The organism is Paenibacillus sp. ACRRX (genome assembly GCF_022346885.1).
Taxonomy (GTDB): domain Bacteria; phylum Bacillota; class Bacilli; order Paenibacillales; family Paenibacillaceae; genus Paenibacillus_B.
The window spans coordinates 351,371-368,885 of record NZ_JAKRNK010000003.1; the positions used below are offsets into that span (position 1 = coordinate 351,371).

General features: G+C 47.4%; 14 protein-coding genes and 2 pseudogenes. 4 read left to right on the top strand and 12 right to left on the bottom strand.

Annotated elements, in window-relative coordinates; translation table 11 throughout:
- Positions 1 to 75: 75 nt before the first annotated feature.
- Complete coding sequence (locus MH117_RS12205; RefSeq protein WP_239328985.1) at positions 76 to 420, bottom strand: hypothetical protein; 345 nt, start codon at positions 418 to 420, stop codon at positions 76 to 78.
- 252 nt (positions 421 to 672) lie between these two features.
- Here MH117_RS12205 and MH117_RS12210 point away from each other — a divergent pair, with 252 nt between their 5' ends.
- Positions 673 to 1,215: a cob(I)yrinic acid a,c-diamide adenosyltransferase gene (locus MH117_RS12210; protein WP_239328986.1), complete on the top strand. Its 543-nt coding sequence runs from the start codon at positions 673 to 675 to the stop codon at positions 1,213 to 1,215.
- A 9-nt stretch (positions 1,216 to 1,224) separates the two neighbouring features.
- Here the strand turns inward: MH117_RS12210 and MH117_RS12215 are convergent, their stop codons facing one another.
- The 3 genes and pseudogenes from MH117_RS12215 to MH117_RS12225 all read right to left on the bottom strand — a co-directional run.
- The gene (locus MH117_RS12215) at positions 1,225 to 1,464 is read right to left on the bottom strand and encodes a hypothetical protein (RefSeq protein ID WP_239328987.1); all 240 of its coding nucleotides are present in this window, start codon (positions 1,462 to 1,464) and stop codon (positions 1,225 to 1,227) included.
- A 51-nt stretch (positions 1,465 to 1,515) separates the two neighbouring features.
- Positions 1,516 to 1,749: pseudogene (locus MH117_RS26820) on the bottom strand (cation/H(+) antiporter); the annotation flags it as partial.
- Positions 1,750 to 1,957: 208 nt separating this feature from the next.
- Positions 1,958 to 2,341: pseudogene (locus MH117_RS12225) on the bottom strand (cation:proton antiporter regulatory subunit); the annotation flags it as partial.
- Positions 2,342 to 2,472: 131 nt separating this feature from the next.
- Here MH117_RS12225 and MH117_RS12230 point away from each other — a divergent pair.
- From MH117_RS12230 to MH117_RS12240, 3 genes are read left to right on the top strand one after another with little or no spacing between them, the layout of a single operon-like run.
- Positions 2,473 to 3,096, top strand: coding sequence for a YhbD family protein (locus tag MH117_RS12230; protein ID WP_239329214.1), 624 nt, complete (start codon positions 2,473 to 2,475; stop codon positions 3,094 to 3,096).
- Positions 3,097 to 3,112: 16 nt separating this feature from the next.
- Complete coding sequence (locus MH117_RS12235) at positions 3,113 to 3,787, top strand: hypothetical protein (RefSeq protein ID WP_239328990.1); 675 nt, start codon at positions 3,113 to 3,115, stop codon at positions 3,785 to 3,787.
- Positions 3,788 to 3,820: 33 nt separating this feature from the next.
- Positions 3,821 to 4,558 (top strand): bactofilin family protein, encoded by a 738-nt coding sequence (locus tag MH117_RS12240; protein ID WP_239328991.1) that lies wholly within the window; start codon positions 3,821 to 3,823, stop codon positions 4,556 to 4,558.
- Positions 4,559 to 4,826: 268 nt separating this feature from the next.
- Here the strand turns inward: MH117_RS12240 and MH117_RS12245 are convergent, their stop codons facing one another.
- The 8 genes from MH117_RS12245 to MH117_RS12280 form a co-directional block, all read right to left on the bottom strand.
- Positions 4,827 to 5,609, bottom strand: a complete 783-nt coding sequence (locus MH117_RS12245; protein ID WP_239328992.1) for an alpha/beta hydrolase — start codon at positions 5,607 to 5,609, stop codon at positions 4,827 to 4,829.
- Positions 5,610 to 5,891: 282 nt separating this feature from the next.
- A complete protein-coding gene (locus MH117_RS12250) occupies positions 5,892 to 7,736 on the bottom strand; it encodes an ABC transporter ATP-binding protein (RefSeq protein ID WP_481857264.1) in 1,845 nt (614 codons plus the stop codon).
- Entirely contained in the window at positions 7,729 to 9,459 is a 1,731-nt protein-coding gene (locus MH117_RS12255) for an ABC transporter ATP-binding protein (RefSeq protein ID WP_239328993.1), read from the bottom strand. Before MH117_RS12255 ends, MH117_RS12250 begins: the two co-directional genes overlap by 8 nt.
- A gap of 353 nt (positions 9,460 to 9,812) precedes the next feature.
- Positions 9,813 to 11,075 carry a multidrug effflux MFS transporter gene (locus MH117_RS12260; protein ID WP_239328994.1) on the bottom strand — a complete coding sequence of 421 codons (1,263 nt, stop codon included), beginning with the start codon at positions 11,073 to 11,075 and terminating at the stop codon, positions 9,813 to 9,815.
- A 237-nt stretch (positions 11,076 to 11,312) separates the two neighbouring features.
- The gene (gene cydC, locus MH117_RS12265; protein ID WP_239328995.1) at positions 11,313 to 13,085 is read right to left on the bottom strand and encodes a thiol reductant ABC exporter subunit CydC; all 1,773 of its coding nucleotides are present in this window, start codon (positions 13,083 to 13,085) and stop codon (positions 11,313 to 11,315) included.
- Complete coding sequence (cydD, locus tag MH117_RS12270) at positions 13,082 to 14,809, bottom strand: thiol reductant ABC exporter subunit CydD (protein ID WP_239328996.1); 1,728 nt, start codon at positions 14,807 to 14,809, stop codon at positions 13,082 to 13,084. Before cydD ends, cydC begins: the two co-directional genes overlap by 4 nt.
- On the bottom strand, positions 14,809 to 15,825 hold the full coding sequence (cydB, locus tag MH117_RS12275) for a cytochrome d ubiquinol oxidase subunit II (RefSeq protein WP_239329217.1): 1,017 nt from the start codon (positions 15,823 to 15,825) through the stop codon (positions 14,809 to 14,811). Before cydB ends, cydD begins: the two co-directional genes overlap by 1 nt.
- Positions 15,822 to 17,219 carry a cytochrome ubiquinol oxidase subunit I gene (locus MH117_RS12280; RefSeq protein ID WP_239328997.1) on the bottom strand — a complete coding sequence of 466 codons (1,398 nt, stop codon included), beginning with the start codon at positions 17,217 to 17,219 and terminating at the stop codon, positions 15,822 to 15,824. The genes cydB and MH117_RS12280 overlap by 4 nt, the downstream gene beginning before the upstream one ends.
- Between the last annotated feature and the right edge of the window lie 296 nt (positions 17,220 to 17,515).

Sequence of the window (17,515 nt, forward strand, 5' to 3'; positions counted from 1 at the left end):
TTATTCTAATATATTACAAACGAAGTGGTCAAGTTCTGACCATTCTTCGGCATATGCGTGCGCATCAATCAACGATTACTCTTTTACATGTTTATCTTCACAAATTTCATATACTACATACACCTTTTTAACGTACTTCTTATGATCATGTTTTTTGCACTTTTGTTTCTTCTTGTCATCATGTTTGTCTTTGCATTTGTCTTCCTGCTTCTTTTTCTTCTTACAAGGATCATGCTTGTGCTCTTTTTCTTTACATTTGTCCTCTTTCTTCTTCTCGCACGGATCGTGCTTCTTTTCTTTATGCTCGCATTCATCCTCATCCTCATAGTATTCGTGCTTGTCCTCACAGGCAGGATGTATCTTCGGTCTGCAAGGATGACATTTATGACAATTACAACCCCCATAATATAATCTCGACATTGTCCTCACCTCCTAGCAGGTCTACTACATCATATGAAAATGATGAGATAATGCGACAAGCAAAACTACCAGAGGATTCGTACATTTCATACATCTAATGGCCAACTTAAATAAAATGTTTAATAGATTTGCACGTATTGGAACAGATCAGCACTGCATATCACGCATTGATAGGATACAATATTCATATTGTTCGTGTTTGACCCTTAAGGAAAGCAAAAAAAGATAAACTACATTTAGGAGGCCGTAACGATGTCCAGGAAATCAAGAGGTTTAGTGCTTGTGTATACCGGAGACGGGAAAGGCAAAACAACAGCAGCCGTCGGCTTAAGCGTACGTGCAGTAGGTAGAGGATTTAAGGTATTGATTCTACAATTCATTAAAAGTCCTAGCAGAACATATGGAGAGCAAATTGCATTGGAGAAAATAGGTGTGGAGGTACGTCAATTAGGGATTGGTTTTACGTGGTTGAAGACACCAGAGGAGCATCGGGAATCATTGGCTAAGGCCTGGTCTATCGCCAAGCAGGAAATTCAATCGGATCAGTATGACTTCATTATTTTGGATGAGTTAAACAACGCGCTTGCCATCGACAGCTTCCCAGTTGATGATGTACTGCCGCTGTCTGAAGTTGTTGACGTTATACAAAAACGCCCGGAAAAACTAAATTTAATTATTACAGGCCGCTCTGCGTCACCAGCCGTAATAGCTGTTGCAGACTTGGTATCCGAGGTTCAGCCCGTTAAACATTATTACGACGAGGGCATTCCTGCTGTTCTTGGCTTGGAGTTCTGATTGAGGTAATTAGACAAGTACTTCACAGGCATTCCAATGTGCAGGTTCAATTTTAAGGATCGAAATTGCCTTTTTAACAGATTGCGTTCGGAATACTTTATTACAGTTTACTTGAATTTGATCCTTGAGCACGAGGAACATGGGATCATTCGGCGTATGCGCATTATCCGTCAGTGCTACCGGGACGAACACGGAGTATAGCAAGGTTACGATGATCGATAACACTATGGAATTTTTAATAATGTTCATCGTGTAACCCCTCCTGTTCGTTGCTTGGTCATCACATGTGGACGATTTCGACTATTCGGTCGACGGTTTTGGTTTTACTTTGTCTTTTTTACGATCCCATTTGAAAATGGAATTTAAGAACATATACACGTATTTGGATTCTTTCGTTAAAAACGGTCCTAATATAGCCAGAATAAGCACATACAACGCGGCAAATGGCTGCAGCAGCTCTAACAAGCCCCCCGCTTTGCCGATGTTCGCCAATATGATGGACAACTCACCACGTGACACTATCGTTAAGCCGACACCTAGTCTACCCAACAACTCAATAAGCGGAGCACTCTCAATAAACCGGAAATCAAACTCCCCAAACTTCGGAGCATGCGGGCCGACAGCCATTCCAATAAGGATATAGAACGGTATAACAGAGAACCTCAGCTTCGTTGATATCAGTCCCGCCAGAGCTACAAGGGCAACAACCAGACCAAGTTCGAGTACAACATGATCCATCATATCACTCCCCGCTCGTTAAAATATTTTTTAGTTTCTTTAATTGATGCCTTTCCCCGGCCACAACCAGCATGGATTCTCCTACAAAGGAATAATCAGGCCCCGGATAAATTTTCTTCTCCGCATTTTTCTCAATAACGGCGATAATAGCCGCCCCCGTCTTCTGCCTTACATCAAGTCCACCGATTGTCTAGCCAATACAAGCTGCATGGCTATCAATCTTAAACCACTCAATAATCAGATCATCCAGGGCCACCTCAATGTTCTCAAGTGCTTTAGGCTTGTAGGACAACCCACCTACAATACCCGCAATCTGCCGCGCCTCATCATCGTCCAACGTCACCATAGAAACGCTGTCATCCGGATCTTCATAATCAAAGTGATATAAATTTCCTCCGTCTATAGACGTAGTATAATTCCGTCCGCAGGCGACTTGTGTATCTAACGAAACAGTGTTACGATAATAACGAAACAGTGTTACACTATCAAATATTACCGCTAAAGGAGGCTGCCGAAGTGATCGAAGACCAGCTTATATCAAAAAAAGACTTGCTGGATCTGACCGGTATTTCCTACGGACAGCTCTATAGATGGAAACGCAAAGACTTGATTCCCGAAGACTGGTTTGTTCGCAAATCTACGTACACCGGTCAAGAAACCTTTTTTCCTAAAGATAAAATACTGGAGCGCATCGATAAGATCGTCAATATGAAAGATAACCTCTCTTTGGATGAGTTGGCAGATATGTTCTCTCCGAACTTAGCCTCGATGGCGTTGACCAAAGCAGAGCTTGTTGAACGCAACATTATTACGGCAGTAGCGATGCAGTTGTTTACCGAACAGGCAGGAGATGCGGAGGCCTATTCATTTGAGCAAATCATTTATGTGTACGCTTTAGACCAAATGCTTCAAACCGGACAAATGAGCATAGAAGAAGGCAAACGGCTGCTGCAAGTGCTGCATGAACATTATAAAAAGCTTCAGGGCAAGGGCAGCGAACTCGTCATGCTGAGGAACATGGGCTCCACCTCATTCCTGCTTGTATCCAGCCCAAACGAGATCTACGTCGATCACAGCACGAAGCTGATTGTGCGGCTTTCGATGACAGAGTGCGTGGAGCAATTAAAGGTCAAACTTACTTGAATCGGAGGATAAGCTCATGAATCAACAACCTTTAAGAGATGTGAATATTAATGGTGTCGGCAGTTCAAGCGGCGGCTCATTTCATCGTATTACTCTAAACGGCATGGCCACTATTAATGGAGACTCCACGTGCAGCTCCTTTAGAGGCAGCGGCACATCTAAAGTTAAAGGGAGCATGACCGCTAAATCCGCGCAAGTGGATGGTACTTGTTCCATCAATGGCCATTTGCGGGCAGAGCAATGTCAGATCAATGGCTTAGCAACGGTTGATGGCACACTCAATAGCGATTCGCTTGAGGTGAATGGCAAACTAACCGTCCACCGCGACTGCGAAGCAGAGCGAGTAAAGATTAATGGCATGTTTAACATTGACGGTCTGCTTAATGCGGGTACCATCGATGCCACAATTTTAGGCGCCTGCCGTGCCCGGGAGATCGGCGGAGAATCGATAACCGTCAGGCAAGGTCGAATGAATTCATTTTCTAAAATGCTTACTTCTTTATTTACCAGTCCTTATCTGGAAGCAGATATAATTGAAGGCGATGAGGTCGTACTGGAGTATACGAAAGCCCGCATCGTGCGCGGCAGCATGGTTGTGATCGGCCCGGGGTGCGAAATCGATCATATCGAATACAAAATGGGATTGGACGTACACAATCAAGCTCAAGTGAATCGTACGACTAAGTTATGACCGCTGCCACACGAATAAATGGAGGGATGATTCATGGATAAGCGTTCTGCGCAAAATATGAGAATTATGGGATCTTCGACTGCTTCAGGAGGAATATACAACAAAGTTTCCATTATGGGCGACGGAGAAGTAACAGGGGACATCGACTGTCATAAGTTCTCCTGTTCAGGATCCGCAGTCATATTTGGCAATACAATAGCAGAAGAAATGAGTGTGCAGGGCACGCTAAACGCAAAAGGCAGTTTGGAAACAAGAAAGATATCGGTTCAGGGTGAGGCCAACGCCCAAGGCAGTGTGCTCGTTCAAGAGGCAAGCATTAACGGGATGTTTAACGTAGGAGAATCGCTTCGCGCTGAACGTCTGAAAATCAGAGGCGGCGTATCTATTAAAGGCAACTGCGAGGTGGAGCGGCTGGATACAAACGGTTGTTTTAACATCGATGGTATGCTGAATGTAGGCAATCTGGACGCGAAGGTCAACTGGGCATGCAGTGCCAAGGAGATTGGCGGCGAAAAAATTACAGTTCGTAAGGGCAGCAGCATTGGAAACGTCCTTAAGTTTATTCCCGCTCTGTTTAAAGTCATGCCAGACGCGCGATTGACTGCCGATATTATCGAGGGGGATGATATCGAACTTGAGCACACTACTGCTGATGTAGTTCGCGGCAATCATGTACGAATCGGCGAGGGGTGCCGCATCGGACGCGTCGAATACCGTCATCATTATACACAACACGAGAACAGTACCGTTGAGTCTGCAATACAAGTTTAATTTCTATATATTAGGTTCGAGTGGACTATTATTTGAATTCCAGCGCCCTTGTTGGATAAAATAACAGACGCGTTGTGGACGCTTATTCCTGCTGTTCTTGGCTCCCTGTGTATTTTCTACATAGGCAAAGAACGCCTGCAGACAGGAAAAGAATCACTTAACGTAAAACCATAAGCAACAACGTACCGGGTTATCATCAAACTGGCCCGATTACGATTGGCACCTGCAGCATGCTAATCGTGATCGGGCCATCTTATTGATCCACTACTTATTCCTGTTCTTTTCTTAAGGGGAGCCACGCCAATACATCTTGAATGCGAGCGTCCCAGTACCCCCATTCATGCTCTCCTGGGCCTTCTTCATAGTGCAGCTCATAAGTAGTGTGACGTGCGGTATCACGGAATTTCAGATTATCTTCATACAAGAAGTCCTCCGTCCCGCAGCATTGATACAATTTTGGCTTTAAACCCTGCTCCTGGTCGCCCTTCTTCAACAAATGCAGGAGGTCATTCTCCGTCCCTGATATAGGTTGATCGCCAAAAATGAGCTGCATATCTCGTGCCAATCGTTGCCTGAACACGTCATTCCCGATGTCGAGCGCACCGGATAAACTGGCGGCAGCCGCAAATCGCTCGGGATGTGTAAGCGCCCATTTAAACGCCCCATACCCACCCATCGACAATCCGGCGACATAATTGTCCTCGCGCTTGTCCGACAAGGGGAAGAAACCTTGCGCCAGCTTCGGCAGCTCTTCGGTGAGGAATGTCCAATAGGCGAGTCCATTGTACATATCAGTATAGAAGCTGCGGTGCACCTGCGGGATGACTACGGCAAGCCCGAGCTGAGCCGCATAACGTTCAATAGAGGTCCGACGAATCCAGATCGTATGATCATCTGACAAACCATGCAGCAAGTAAAGCGTAGGATGAAGAGACTTGGCAGCATGTCCTTCCAAGCCAATCTGCGTGGTCGTCTGCTGCGGTACAATCACCGTCATCTCCGTATTAAGACCCAATACCTCCGAGTAGAAACTGCAATTCATTAAGGCCATACCTCTATCCCCCTTATAAAGATGTAATAGAATCTGACTCCATAAACATGATAAACAAAAAGAATGTGTTATCGTTATCAAGCAAATTAACGAGCTGATATCACTATTATAGGCATATCTTTGTAAATAGATAGGCACTACTAGATTATATTGATTCTTCACTCTCTGAACATTGTGCAGAGGGAAGCTCCATGTCCCTCCGCCATTGTTGTTCACAACCTGCAGCACCTACCTATAGCTGTAATTCCCAGCTTCTATACAGCCCCTTACACTAGGCAACTGTCATACAGTAGCCCGTTCAAACTGGCTCTGCACGAGCCCATAATAGAAACCTCGCTTGTCCATTAACTCATCATGATTGCCGTGCTCCATAATACGCCCATTCTCCAAAACGACAATCATATCTGCTTGCCGAACAGTATTCAGGCGATGGGCAATTACAATATTCGTTCTGCCCCGCATCAAGCGGTACAAAGCCTCCTGGATTTTCAATTCGGTGACCGTATCGATGCTGCTTGTTGCCTCATCCAATACCAATATAGAAGGATCGGCCAGTATCGCACGTGCGATCGATATTAATTGCTTCTGTCCTTGGCTGATGCCGCTGCCTTCTGCATCCAGCAATGTCTCATACCCATACGCCAGTCTGCTGATAAAAAAGTGGGCATTTGCCAGTTCAGCCGCCTGCTCGACTTCCTCGTCCGTTGCTTCTAGCCGTCCGTAGCGAATGTTATCACGGATCGAGCCCTGAAATAGGAAGGGATCCTGGAGTACAAAGCCCATATGGCTGCGCAAGCTGTCTCGTGTAATTTGCCGGATATCAACGCCATCCACATAGATCGTGCCTTCATCTGGATCATAGAAACGCGAGAGCAAGTTAATGACGGTCGACTTGCCTGCACCAGTAGGTCCGACCAATGCAGCCGTTTGCCCCGCTGCCAGATGAAAGTTCAGATCGGAGACGGTCTGCATGTCCTTTTCATATGCAAACGAGACGTCTTCATACCTGATATCGCCACGAATCTCATTTATATGCGCAGCATTCCCTTCATCCTTCGCCTCAGGATCCTGCTCCAGAATCTCAAACACACGTTCCGCCCCTGCAATCGCAGACAAAAAGGTATTGAATTGATTCGCGAGATCATTTAGCGGACGGGTGAACTGCCTTGCATATTCTCCAAACGTGACGATAACTCCGATGGTGATCATCCCGTTTACCGCCATCAGTCCACCTGCCCCTGCAATGATGGCAAAGCTGACGTTGTTCAGCATATTCATCAGCTTCGGAATAAAGCCCGAATACATCTGAGCCCAATAACCCGCTTCTCGCAGCCGTTCGCTCTTTTCGATAAACTGCGCGGTGACCTTACGCTCCTGTGAGAATGCCTTTACCATCCTTTGACCCGAAAACGTTTCCTCGATAAAGCCGTTCATATCTCCTAAGTTGCGCTGCTGCTCTTTGAAATGCTTGCCTGTTCGATTGGTAATCCATTTCATACCGAAGTACATGATTGGCACAATAAGCAACGTAATTAGTGTCAGTGTTGGACTTAACCACAACATCATGCCTAACATGCCTACAAACGTGAGTACGCTAGATGATAACTGGATAAACGAGCTGTTTAACGTCGAGCTGACATTATCCATATCGTTGGTCAATCTGCTCATCAACTCCCCGTGCTGCCGCTTCGTGAAGAACGAGACGGGCATACGATGCAAGCTTTGAAACAGCTCCTTGCGCATTTGTGATACTGCCTGCTGTGATATATGGATCATCCAAATATTTTGCAGCCACAAGGCGATGGAATGAATCACATATACGCCTGCAAGCAGCGCGATAAGCTGCACAAGTCCTCCGTGATCCGCTGCGCCGATGAACTGATCGACGGCATAACCAAGCAAGAACGGTCCCAGCAGTCCAAGCACGGAACTGATAAACACCAATATTAGAATAAGCCCCAGCCGACCTCTATAGGAGGACAAATAGGCCCATATTTTCATTAGTGTCCCTAACATATCCTTTGGCTTCTGCTTCTGTCGCGGCCCCGCCCCATGGCCCTTTCTCGGCAACGGAGAGTCTGTGCTGGACGGTCCCCCACTGGGGTTGCTGTACCGATCCTTAGTCATGCGGCACCGCCTCCTTTCCGAATTGCGATTCTACCATACGCTGGTACAGCACTGATCGCTGCAGCAATTCATCGTGGGAACCAGCTGCAAGCAGCTTTCCTTCATCAAGCAGCAGAATAATGTCGGCATGAATCGCTGTGCTGATCTTTTGCGTAATCATCAATGTGGTGCACGATGCTGTTGGCAGCGCACGCAGCAGCTTTGCTTCCGTCTTGACATCCAATGCGCTTGTGCTGTCATCAAGCAGCAGCAGCTTAGGTCTGCGCACCAGAGCACGGGCAATGGACAGCCGCTGCTTCTGTCCGCCGGACAGATTAATGCCTTTCTGCCCAATAACGGTGTCATACTGATTAGGCAGCCTCATAATTGTCTCATGAATCTGCGCGCGCTGTGCCGCATCAACCACTTCATCGTGTGCAGCACCTTCATGGCCAAAGCGGATATTATCCGCAATCGTGCCTGAGAACAGCATCGCCTCCTGCGGGACATAGCCGATATCACCTCGAAGATGATCCAACAGCATGTCTCTAACGTCAAGCTCGTCAATACATACACAACCCATTGTTACATCATATAGACGAGGGATGAGCTGAAATAACGTTGACTTGCCCGCACCCGTGGCGCCCATAATGGCCGCTATTTGGCCTGGCTCTACTGCAAAGCTGATTCGATCCAATACGGGAACATGATGTTCAGGATATACAAAGGTTACCTCGTCAAAGCGGACGCCTCCACCTCTAATGAACGCGGATTGACTGGCCTGCTCTTTATCGATGACATCCGCCTCGGCAGTCAGCACCTGCTCAATTCGCTGCGCGGATGCGCGTGCACGCGATAAGGTCATCACAATCATCGACACAACGGAAAATGCGCCTGTTATCCTAGCAGCATAATTGACTACCGCCACTACTTCACCGATATTAGCCCCACCCGTAAGCACTTGATCATGACCGATCCACAGAATGAGCAGCACGCTAACATTCATAACGAACAGTAATACGGGTACGGCCGTTTCCATTAAACGCAGCACCGCCACTGTTCGATCCACCAGCTCTTGATTAGCGGCTGCAAATCGAGCCTCTTCATGCTTACTCCGTACAAATGACTTGATCAGGCGCATGCCAAGCAAGTTTTCGCGCAGCACACTGTTGGCACGATCCAGCTTTTCTTGTACGGAACGAAAAAGAACAAACCCCTTTTTCATCATCCAGACCAGAAACACAAGCATCAACGGAGTCACTACCGCCAGAATAAGCGCAAGCTTCACATGGACGACAAGTGCCATAATCAGTCCTCCAAGCAGCAATAGTGGAGCTCGCATCATAATACGCATCGCCATAAACACACAATTCTGCACCTGGGTCACATCGCTCGTCACACGTGTAATTAACGTCGCAGTAGGAAATTGATTAAAGTTGGCAAATGAAAACGATTGGATGCGATCGAATAAGCTGCGCCGCAGGTCAAAGCTGTAATTCTGCGCCACTCGGGAAGCATAGTAAGAGTTAATGATTCCGCAGGCGAAGCCGATAAATGCCAATCCCAACATCACACCGCCCCACTGCAGGACCAGATTCATATTTTTAGGTGTAATCCCTTCGTTGATGATTTTGGCGATCAGCAGTGGCTGCAGCAGTTCTACTGCTAACTCAATCAGCATCAGCGTAATCGCAAAACCCATCGGTATTCGGTAAGGTTTAAGGTAAGACAACACTTTCTTCATTTGGCTCCATTTACCTCCGTCTACACTTGTTATATTGATCTAATCACGTTCACTCTCTCACGTCAAAATCTAAATATTCAAGAACATACATTAGTCGGCAAAATTGCTTGCTTTTCCAAGCTCTACTCTACTAGCTGTCGTTATGTCCCCATGATAAAAAGATTCTCCAAGTGGGCAAGTAAAACTAGCTTCGCCATTACAACTATAGTATTTTCTAATCTACACGATCCCTGCTATTACTATATTCAATAGAAGAACCGGAAGGACAATCCCCTCCGGCTCATAACTAAATTGCATCATTCTATTGTGATTTTATATTGGTTTGAACTTAATTTTTTTGTTTGTTGAGATACTTAAACGCTCATACCCTTCTGATCTACAGGGTTGGCATAACGCTTGCGGATCATGGATACGTAAAAAGTCATCGCCAACAAGCTGCAGCATGCGATTACGATTCCCATTGGAACAGCGGTATGTCCACCGCCAAGACCTACAAGAGGGGCTACTACCGAGCCCAATATAAAGGGCAGCAAGCCCAGCATTGCTGAGGCACTCCCCGCGTTGCTGGCTTGATTCTGCATCGCAAGCGAGAAGCCCACGGTGCCGACCACCCCTGTGCTTGATACAGACACAAAGAGTGGAATGAGAATCGCAAGCAGAGGCGCATCAATGAGAATCATGGCGAGTAACGTTAGGCCGCCCGCAAGCGACAGCAGAAGTCCTGCAACAAATAATTGAGATTCGTGGTAGCGCCCAACTAACCGTCCGGTTATTTGAGTAGCAATAATTAAGCCAAGACCGTTCAATGCAAACAATAAGCTAAACATTTGCGGCGATACACCATAAATATCTTGTAGTACAAAGGGCGAACCTGAAATATACGCAAACATAGCTGCAGATACTAGGCCCATTGACAACGCAAACCCCATAAACGCTCGATCACCGAGCAGTCCTCCAAAGGTGGATAGAGTTGCCTTTACTCCGCCTTTTAAGCGGCGCTGCTCAGGCAACGTTTCTTTCAAACCCCAGACAGCTGACGCAATCAATAAGATACCTAGCAAACCTAACACAACAAAGATACCGTGCCATGTTGTCCACTTTAAGAGCTGGCCACCAGCTACAGGTGCCATAATGGGTGCAAGTCCGTTAATTAACATCAGGAGGGAGAAAAATTTGGTTAGTTCCGGACCGTCATACATATCGCGGACCATCGCACGGGCAATCACGATCCCGCCAGCCCCAGCGACCCCTTGAATGAAGCGCAGCGCAAGCAAGCCCCAGATGGATGGAACGAACGCGCACAAGAAAGAAGTAGCTGCGTATACAACAAGTGAAGCAATAAGCGGCATGCGGCGGCCACGTGCATCACTAAGTGGACCCATTAACAATTGACCAAGTGCAATGCCTAATAAGAATGCCGTTAAGCTAAGCTGCGCATAAGATGCCGTTGTCTGCAAGTCCGCAGCCAGCATCGGCAGGGATGGCAAGTACATATCTATCGACAGTGGACCGATGGCCGTCATCGAACCAAGCACAACCGCCATACCGATACGTTGTTTTTTTGAAATAGAGCGTGTAGATGAACCCTCTGTCGAAACATGTGAAGCTGATTTCATACTAAGCCTACCTTTCTAATTCAAATAGAGTAACTTACTTTTTCACAATTACAAATAATGATAAGACAATAGTAACATAACTAGAGCCTGTTCTGTCTAATAAAATTATTAAAATATGATTAGTTACCGCTAGCTTTTCGTCGACGCAAAAAACACAGGCCGCTCATTCGAGCGTAACCTGTGTTCAAATGTTGTTAAGCATAGTTAGTATAGATATACGGACTCATACATCCAGCGCTATTCTCCTGTAAGCAAAGGTCTATCCAATTGGTACAACTTGCGATATCGTGGTTCCCGTGCCATCAGTTCTGCATGAGTACCACGCATCTCCACTTCCCCATTTTCCACAAAGATGACCTCATCCATCTTCTCCACCCCAACAAGGTGATGCGTAATCCAGATCAGTGTCTTCTCCTCCATCGTCTGGAAAATGGTGTGCAGCAGTTCCCGCTCCGTTTGAGGATCAAGTCCTACCGTCGGTTCGTCCAGAATAACAACCGGTGTATTCTGCAGCAAAATACGCGCTAACGCTACCCGTTGCCGTTCGCCGCCCGAGAAGCGTTGCCCTGTCTCATGCATCAGCGTGTCATAGCCAGCTGGCAATGAATCAATCATCGATCCCAGTTTTACCTGATGAGCAGCGTGCTTGATCTCTTCATCAGAAGCCTCTAACCTGCCAAGCCGGATATTATTCCCTACTGTCGTATCGAACAAATGCGGGCTTTGGTTTAAGACCGATATAACCTTGGGTATTTGGTCGCCAAATTCAGAGGCAGGGACACCATTAATCGTGACCTGACCTTCCGTAGGTGTTAACGCACCTTGGATCAACTTGATTAATGTTGATTTGCCCGCACCGCTTCGCCCGATAATGGCAACCTTCTTGCCTGGCTCCAGTTCAAGGGTTACGCCATTCACACTCCACGGATCATCTGAACTGTAACGATGACGAACATTGTGTATCCCTAAGGTAACCTGGCTGCCTGAAGCAGCAAGCTTCTCCAGCGCGGCTTCTGCTTGTGCTGCTCGTGCTTGCTCTTCTGCACCGCCAGCTTCCGCCGCCGATCCCATATTCAAGAGCCGTTCTACTGATTCACGATACTGCGGAATTTTCTCGATAGCCTCCGACACCGGTAAAAAGGAGTCCATTAGCGGCACCACCACCAGTACAAAAGCAGCGATCAGCGTCACATCAATTTGTCGATCCGCATACTGCTGTCCTGCCCAATAAATGATCGATACGATGATCGCACCAACAACGCCTTGGGCTGCAAGCGTACGCCATTTGGACCAATTACTGAGCGAGCGTTCAATATCCGCTACCTTTGCTTCATCTTGCTCGTAGGAATGGACAAACTGGGGAGCACGTCCGCTAATGACCCAATCACCCAGTCCAAGTACCGCATCCGTTAGTTTTTGGTATAACCCGTTTCGGTCCCGCTTTAGTTGACGATTTTTGGCTTTAGTCAGCAGAAGCGAGGCATATGGCAGAATGCATACCAATACAAAAATGTAAAGTGCCATAATGGCTGCAAAGCTTGCATCGAACCAGCCTAGTGCACCAATTACGACTGCATACATGACCAACGCGACAATGCTTGGGAACACGGTGCGCATGTATACATTTTGTAAATATTCAATATCATCGGCGAGCACGCCAAGTACATCCCCTGTCCGATAACGCGAGCGCAAGAACAGAGCCTGCGGCTCCAAAATACGGTACAGCCTCACTCTCATATGGGACAGCACACGCAATATGGCGTCATGCCCGACGAGCCGTTCCACGTAATGAATGACAGCTCGACTGATTCCGAATGTGCGTACCAGAACGGTCGGCACATAGACCATTAATATATTCTCTGGCCGGAGCGCAGACTTCGAAATCAGGTAGCCTGATGTAAACATCAGAGCAGCCGCACTAAAAGCCGTTAACACACCAAGGAAGACAATAAGCGTGAAACGGCCGTAATAAGCCTGAAAATAGGGCTTAAACCATTGCTCCCGTTTCATCCTAATTCCTCCCCTTCAGCTTTCATCAGTTCATAATACTTCCCTTTGCGGTTAAGTAGCTCTTGATGAGATCCCACTTCAGCGATACTTCCCTGATCCATAACAACAATAACGTCCATATCCGGCATCCAATGCATCCGATGTGTGGCAAGCAGTACAAGCTTCCCTTCAAAAAGTGGCAGCATCGTTTCTTTTAATTCATACTCGGTCTCGATGTCCAGATGAGCCGTCGGCTCATCAAGCAGCATGATCGGACGATCGCTCAGGAAGGCACGGGCCAGCGCAACACGCTGCTCCTGTCCCCCACTTAGACGGCGGCCACCGTTGCCGATTAATTCCGCTTCGCCTTGCGGCAGTCCTTTCACAAGTTCAGCCAGACCTGCCGCTGTCAGTGCTCGGCTAACCGCCTCATCCGTTGCTTCCGGATGATAGAAGCGTACATTATCTGCAAGCGAGCTGCTGAAAATATACGGATGCTGCGGAATATAGGTTACCGCGGTACGCCAGGCCTCGTCGCTTAACGCCTCTACTTTTATGCCGTCCACTTCCAGCTCGCCTGCAGTTGGACGCAAGAAGCCGCCCAGCACATCAATTAAAGTTGACTTGCCCGCGCCACTTGTACCTATAATGCCGACCTTCTTGCAGCCGCGCAGCTCTAATGTCACATCCTGCAACGAGTGTGGTCCATCTTCCTCGTGCTGAACCCCCAATTGGGACAGCTTCAGTACGCTGTCCGCTGACCAAGTCAGTCCAGCCGGGAGTGCTGCTGTCATCGCTTCTGTCGAGGCGGCCTCAATCAGCGTCTGAATCGCTTTTCCAGCTTCCTTCCCCTTTAAGGTGGCGTGGTAATCTGCACCCACCATCCGCACTGGAAGGAAATATTCCGGTGCAAGGATCAGCACCAACAACGCAGGCTCTAGTTCCATTGTGCCATTGATTAGGCGCAGTCCAAGGCTCACCGCTACCGATGCTACCGATAGCATCGTAAAGAAGTCAAGCGCAAACGAGGACAGGAATGCAACACGCAAGGTCTTCATGGTTGCCGTTCGATATTTGTCGCTGACGCCTTCAATGGAGCTGCTGTGCGAGCGGCTCAGTCCAAGCATCTTGAGCGTCTCCAGCCCACGAAGTGAATCCACAAAGTGGTTGGACAGCACCCGGTACGATTCCCACTGACGGTCCATCTGCTTCTTCGCGGCCAACCCCATCAGAATCATAAACACGATCAAAATTGGCATCGTTACCGCCAGAATCAGCGCTGCCACTCGATCGAGCCAGAGTATATACACCCATATTAGAACCGGCGTGATCGCCGTGCCCAGCATACGGGGAATAAACAATTCCAGATAAGTTCGGAACTGCGCGACACCATCCAGCACAAGTGTAACCAGATTACCTGTTCCTTCTGTCTTCGCAAGCCGCGGACCAAATTGGAACAGCTTATCCATCAGCTCCTTGCGCAGGTCGCGCCCCGTGCGTTCCGCATAACGGTAGGCCAACTTCTGCGACACAAGGGCCGTCACATGCCGGATAATAAAAGCAAACAGGAACACGGCAATAGTGCCCGACTGTTCCTGCAGCGATGATCCGCCAAAGAGGGCGGAGATCGACTCCGCCAGCCCTATAGCCATAAATATGATGGACACACTTTGAATCAAAGTCAGGGCCGCAATCGCGATCATTACCGGTCTTATTCCTTTGAATCCGAGTGTCTTTTTACCCATTAGTATTCCAAGTGCTCCTTCTCATGTACCCGTTTATGAAACACGAAGTAGCTCCAAATTTGATAACCGAGGACGAAAGGCAGCAAGCTCAGTGCTACAATCGTCATCACTTTAAGTGAGTAGGCTCCGGAAGCAGCATTATACACGGTCAAATTAAACGCGCTGTCGATCGAGCTGATCATGACATTTGGGAACATGCCTACAAATACGCCTGATATAGCCAGTGCAATAACGGTGCCTGTCATGGCAAATGCCCAGCCGTCTTTCTTTTTGCTCATGTAGTAGCCAGATAATACAAATGCGATCACACCGAGCACTGCCATGATGGTCAGGATAGTTCCACGTGCTTCAAAAATATCCGTCATCGTGTATGTCATAATGGCAAATGCAACGAACAATACAGCCAGCGGTACAAGCAGCATCTTCGCTTGTTTACGAGCGCGTTCCTGCAAGGTACCCATGGTACGCAAAGTGGCAAACAAGAGGCCATGCACCAAACACAGTACCGTTACCGTCACACCACCAACGACGGTATAAGCATTCACGACATCAAACAGACCTGCGTTCATCTCCATGTTCTTGTCAATTGGCAAGCCCTGCAGCAAGTTCGCAAACACAACGCCGAACAGGAATGGAGGAAGCATACTGCCAAATAAAATGACGATATCCCATGTTTTCTTCCATGTTTCCGTTTCACCTTTGCCGCGGAACTCAAACGCAACACCACGTCCGATGAGCGCAAGCAGAACGACGACGAGCGGTGTATAGAAACCACTGAATAAGGTAGCATACCAGTGTGGGAATGCAGCAAACATTGCACCGCCAGCCGTTATTAACCATACTTCATTAGCATCCCAGAATGGGCCAATCGAGTTGATCAGCACCCGACGTTCCCCATCAGTCTTGGCGAGGAAAGCGGTCGACATACCTACACCAAAGTCGAACCCTTCCAAGAAGAAGAAACCGACAAACAATACTCCGACTAGAACAAACCACAGTTCACTCAGTTCCATTATTGCCGTCCCTCCCTTGCAAATGGATCATTAGCCGCTATCGTATGTGAAGTGTCAGGCTCGTTAGGCCCCTTCTTAATCACTTTCACAAATAAGTAAACTGCTATAATACCTAAAATGCTATATACTGTCGTAAATGTAATCATCGAGAACAAGACTTGACCTGCCGACACGCTTGGCGAGATACTGTCTTCCGTCTTCATCAGACCAAATACTGTCCATGGTTGACGCCCGAACTCCGTCATAACCCAGCCGGAAGTGTTGCCGATAAACGGCAAGGAAATCCCGAACAACATAGCATTCAGATACCATGGCTTCAGCTTATCCAGCTTCTTGCGTGCCATCATGTATACCCCGTACATGCCTAATAGAATCATAAGCGTACCCGCGAGCACCATAATGCGGAAGCTCCAGAACGTCGTTTTTACAGGAGGAATGTAATCCCCAGGACCATACTTTTGCTCGTATTCTGCTTGCAATTCCTTCATCCCGATTACTTCACCTGAGAACTTACTGTAGGATAGGAAGCTGAGTGCGTAAGGCACTTTGAATTCAAACTTGTTTGACTGCTTATCTGTGTTAATAGCAGCAAACACCGTCCACGGCGCAGGATCGTCACTTGTCGTCCACAAGCCTTCCGCAGCAGCCATCTTCATCGGTTGTGTATGCACCAAATATTGTGCTTGCTGGTGACCAAAGATCGCTACCAAGAAGGAAGAAACAAGAGCGACAATAATGCCGATTTTAAAGGATTGCTTGAAAAATTCTGTATCCTGCTTCTTTAACATTTTATAGGCACTAATACCGGTAATCAGGAACGCCCCTGTTGCAAAGGCACCAAATACCGTGTGCGGGAACTCAACTAACAATTGGCCATTCGTAATTAGAGCCAAGAAATCGTTCATCTCCGCTCGGCCATTCGTAATCTCGAAACCAACTGGACGCTGCATAAAGGAGTTGGCAGCCAAAATCCAGAAAGCCGATAGTGTCGTACCAATGGCTACAAGCCAAATACATACCAAGTGTACCTTTTTCGACAAACGATCCCAACCAAAGATCCATAGTCCGATAAATGTAGACTCCATGAAGAAGGCAGCCAGCGCTTCAATCGCAAGCGGCGCTCCAAACACGTCCCCGACGAATCTTGAATAGTTGGACCAGTTCATACCGAACTGGAATTCTTGAATAATCCCCGTAACGACACCTACTGCAAAGTTAATGAGGAACAACTTACCCCAGAACTTTGCCATCTTCTTGTACTGCTCATCGCCTTTAACGACGTACATCGTCTGCATCATCGCAATGATGAGCGCAAGACCGATCGACACCGGGACGAAGAAGAAGTGAAAGATCGTCGTCGATGCGAACTGGATCCGAGACAGCATGACCATATCCATTCGTTTACCCCTCCAGCATTTCTTTTTCATAAGCTCTGTTGTTAAACTATGTCTTAAGCGACAAAAATCCGTCAGCAGCCTTGCATCTTAACGAAATCTTGCCTGCTGAACATACTAATTATGCTTGGTTCCAGGCACCATTGCCCTTACCCATCATTATTCTGTCAAAAAAGTCACGCTCCGGTTGTGACATAAATCACACGTCAAAGCCCTCTTCATGATGAATTTGAGAACTTTTTCTCAAGCGTCACAGGTTTGTTAAAAACATAAGCGATTTCATGGTGAAAAGGCATAGC

Excerpts from the sequence above, each read along its gene's own strand:
- MH117_RS12205 (WP_239328985.1), bottom strand. The coding sequence starts at position 420 with ATGTCGAGATTATATTATGGGGGTTGTAATTGTCATAAATGTCATCCT.
- MH117_RS12210 (WP_239328986.1), top strand. The coding sequence starts at position 673 with ATGTCCAGGAAATCAAGAGGTTTAGTGCTTGTGTATACCGGAGACGGG.
- MH117_RS12215 (WP_239328987.1), bottom strand. The coding sequence starts at position 1,464 with ATGAACATTATTAAAAATTCCATAGTGTTATCGATCATCGTAACCTTG.
- MH117_RS12235 (WP_239328990.1), top strand. The coding sequence starts at position 3,113 with ATGAATCAACAACCTTTAAGAGATGTGAATATTAATGGTGTCGGCAGT.
- MH117_RS12240 (WP_239328991.1), top strand. The coding sequence starts at position 3,821 with ATGGATAAGCGTTCTGCGCAAAATATGAGAATTATGGGATCTTCGACT.
- MH117_RS12245 (WP_239328992.1), bottom strand. The coding sequence starts at position 5,609 with ATGGCCTTAATGAATTGCAGTTTCTACTCGGAGGTATTGGGTCTTAAT.
- MH117_RS12250 (WP_481857264.1), bottom strand. The coding sequence starts at position 7,736 with ATGACTAAGGATCGGTACAGCAACCCCAGTGGGGGACCGTCCAGCACA.
- MH117_RS12255 (WP_239328993.1), bottom strand. The coding sequence starts at position 9,459 with ATGAAGAAAGTGTTGTCTTACCTTAAACCTTACCGAATACCGATGGGT.
- MH117_RS12260 (WP_239328994.1), bottom strand. The coding sequence starts at position 11,075 with ATGAAATCAGCTTCACATGTTTCGACAGAGGGTTCATCTACACGCTCT.
- cydC (WP_239328995.1), bottom strand. The coding sequence starts at position 13,085 with ATGAAACGGGAGCAATGGTTTAAGCCCTATTTTCAGGCTTATTACGGC.
- cydD (WP_239328996.1), bottom strand. The coding sequence starts at position 14,809 with ATGGGTAAAAAGACACTCGGATTCAAAGGAATAAGACCGGTAATGATC.
- MH117_RS12280 (WP_239328997.1), bottom strand. The coding sequence starts at position 17,219 with ATGGATATGGTCATGCTGTCTCGGATCCAGTTCGCATCGACGACGATC.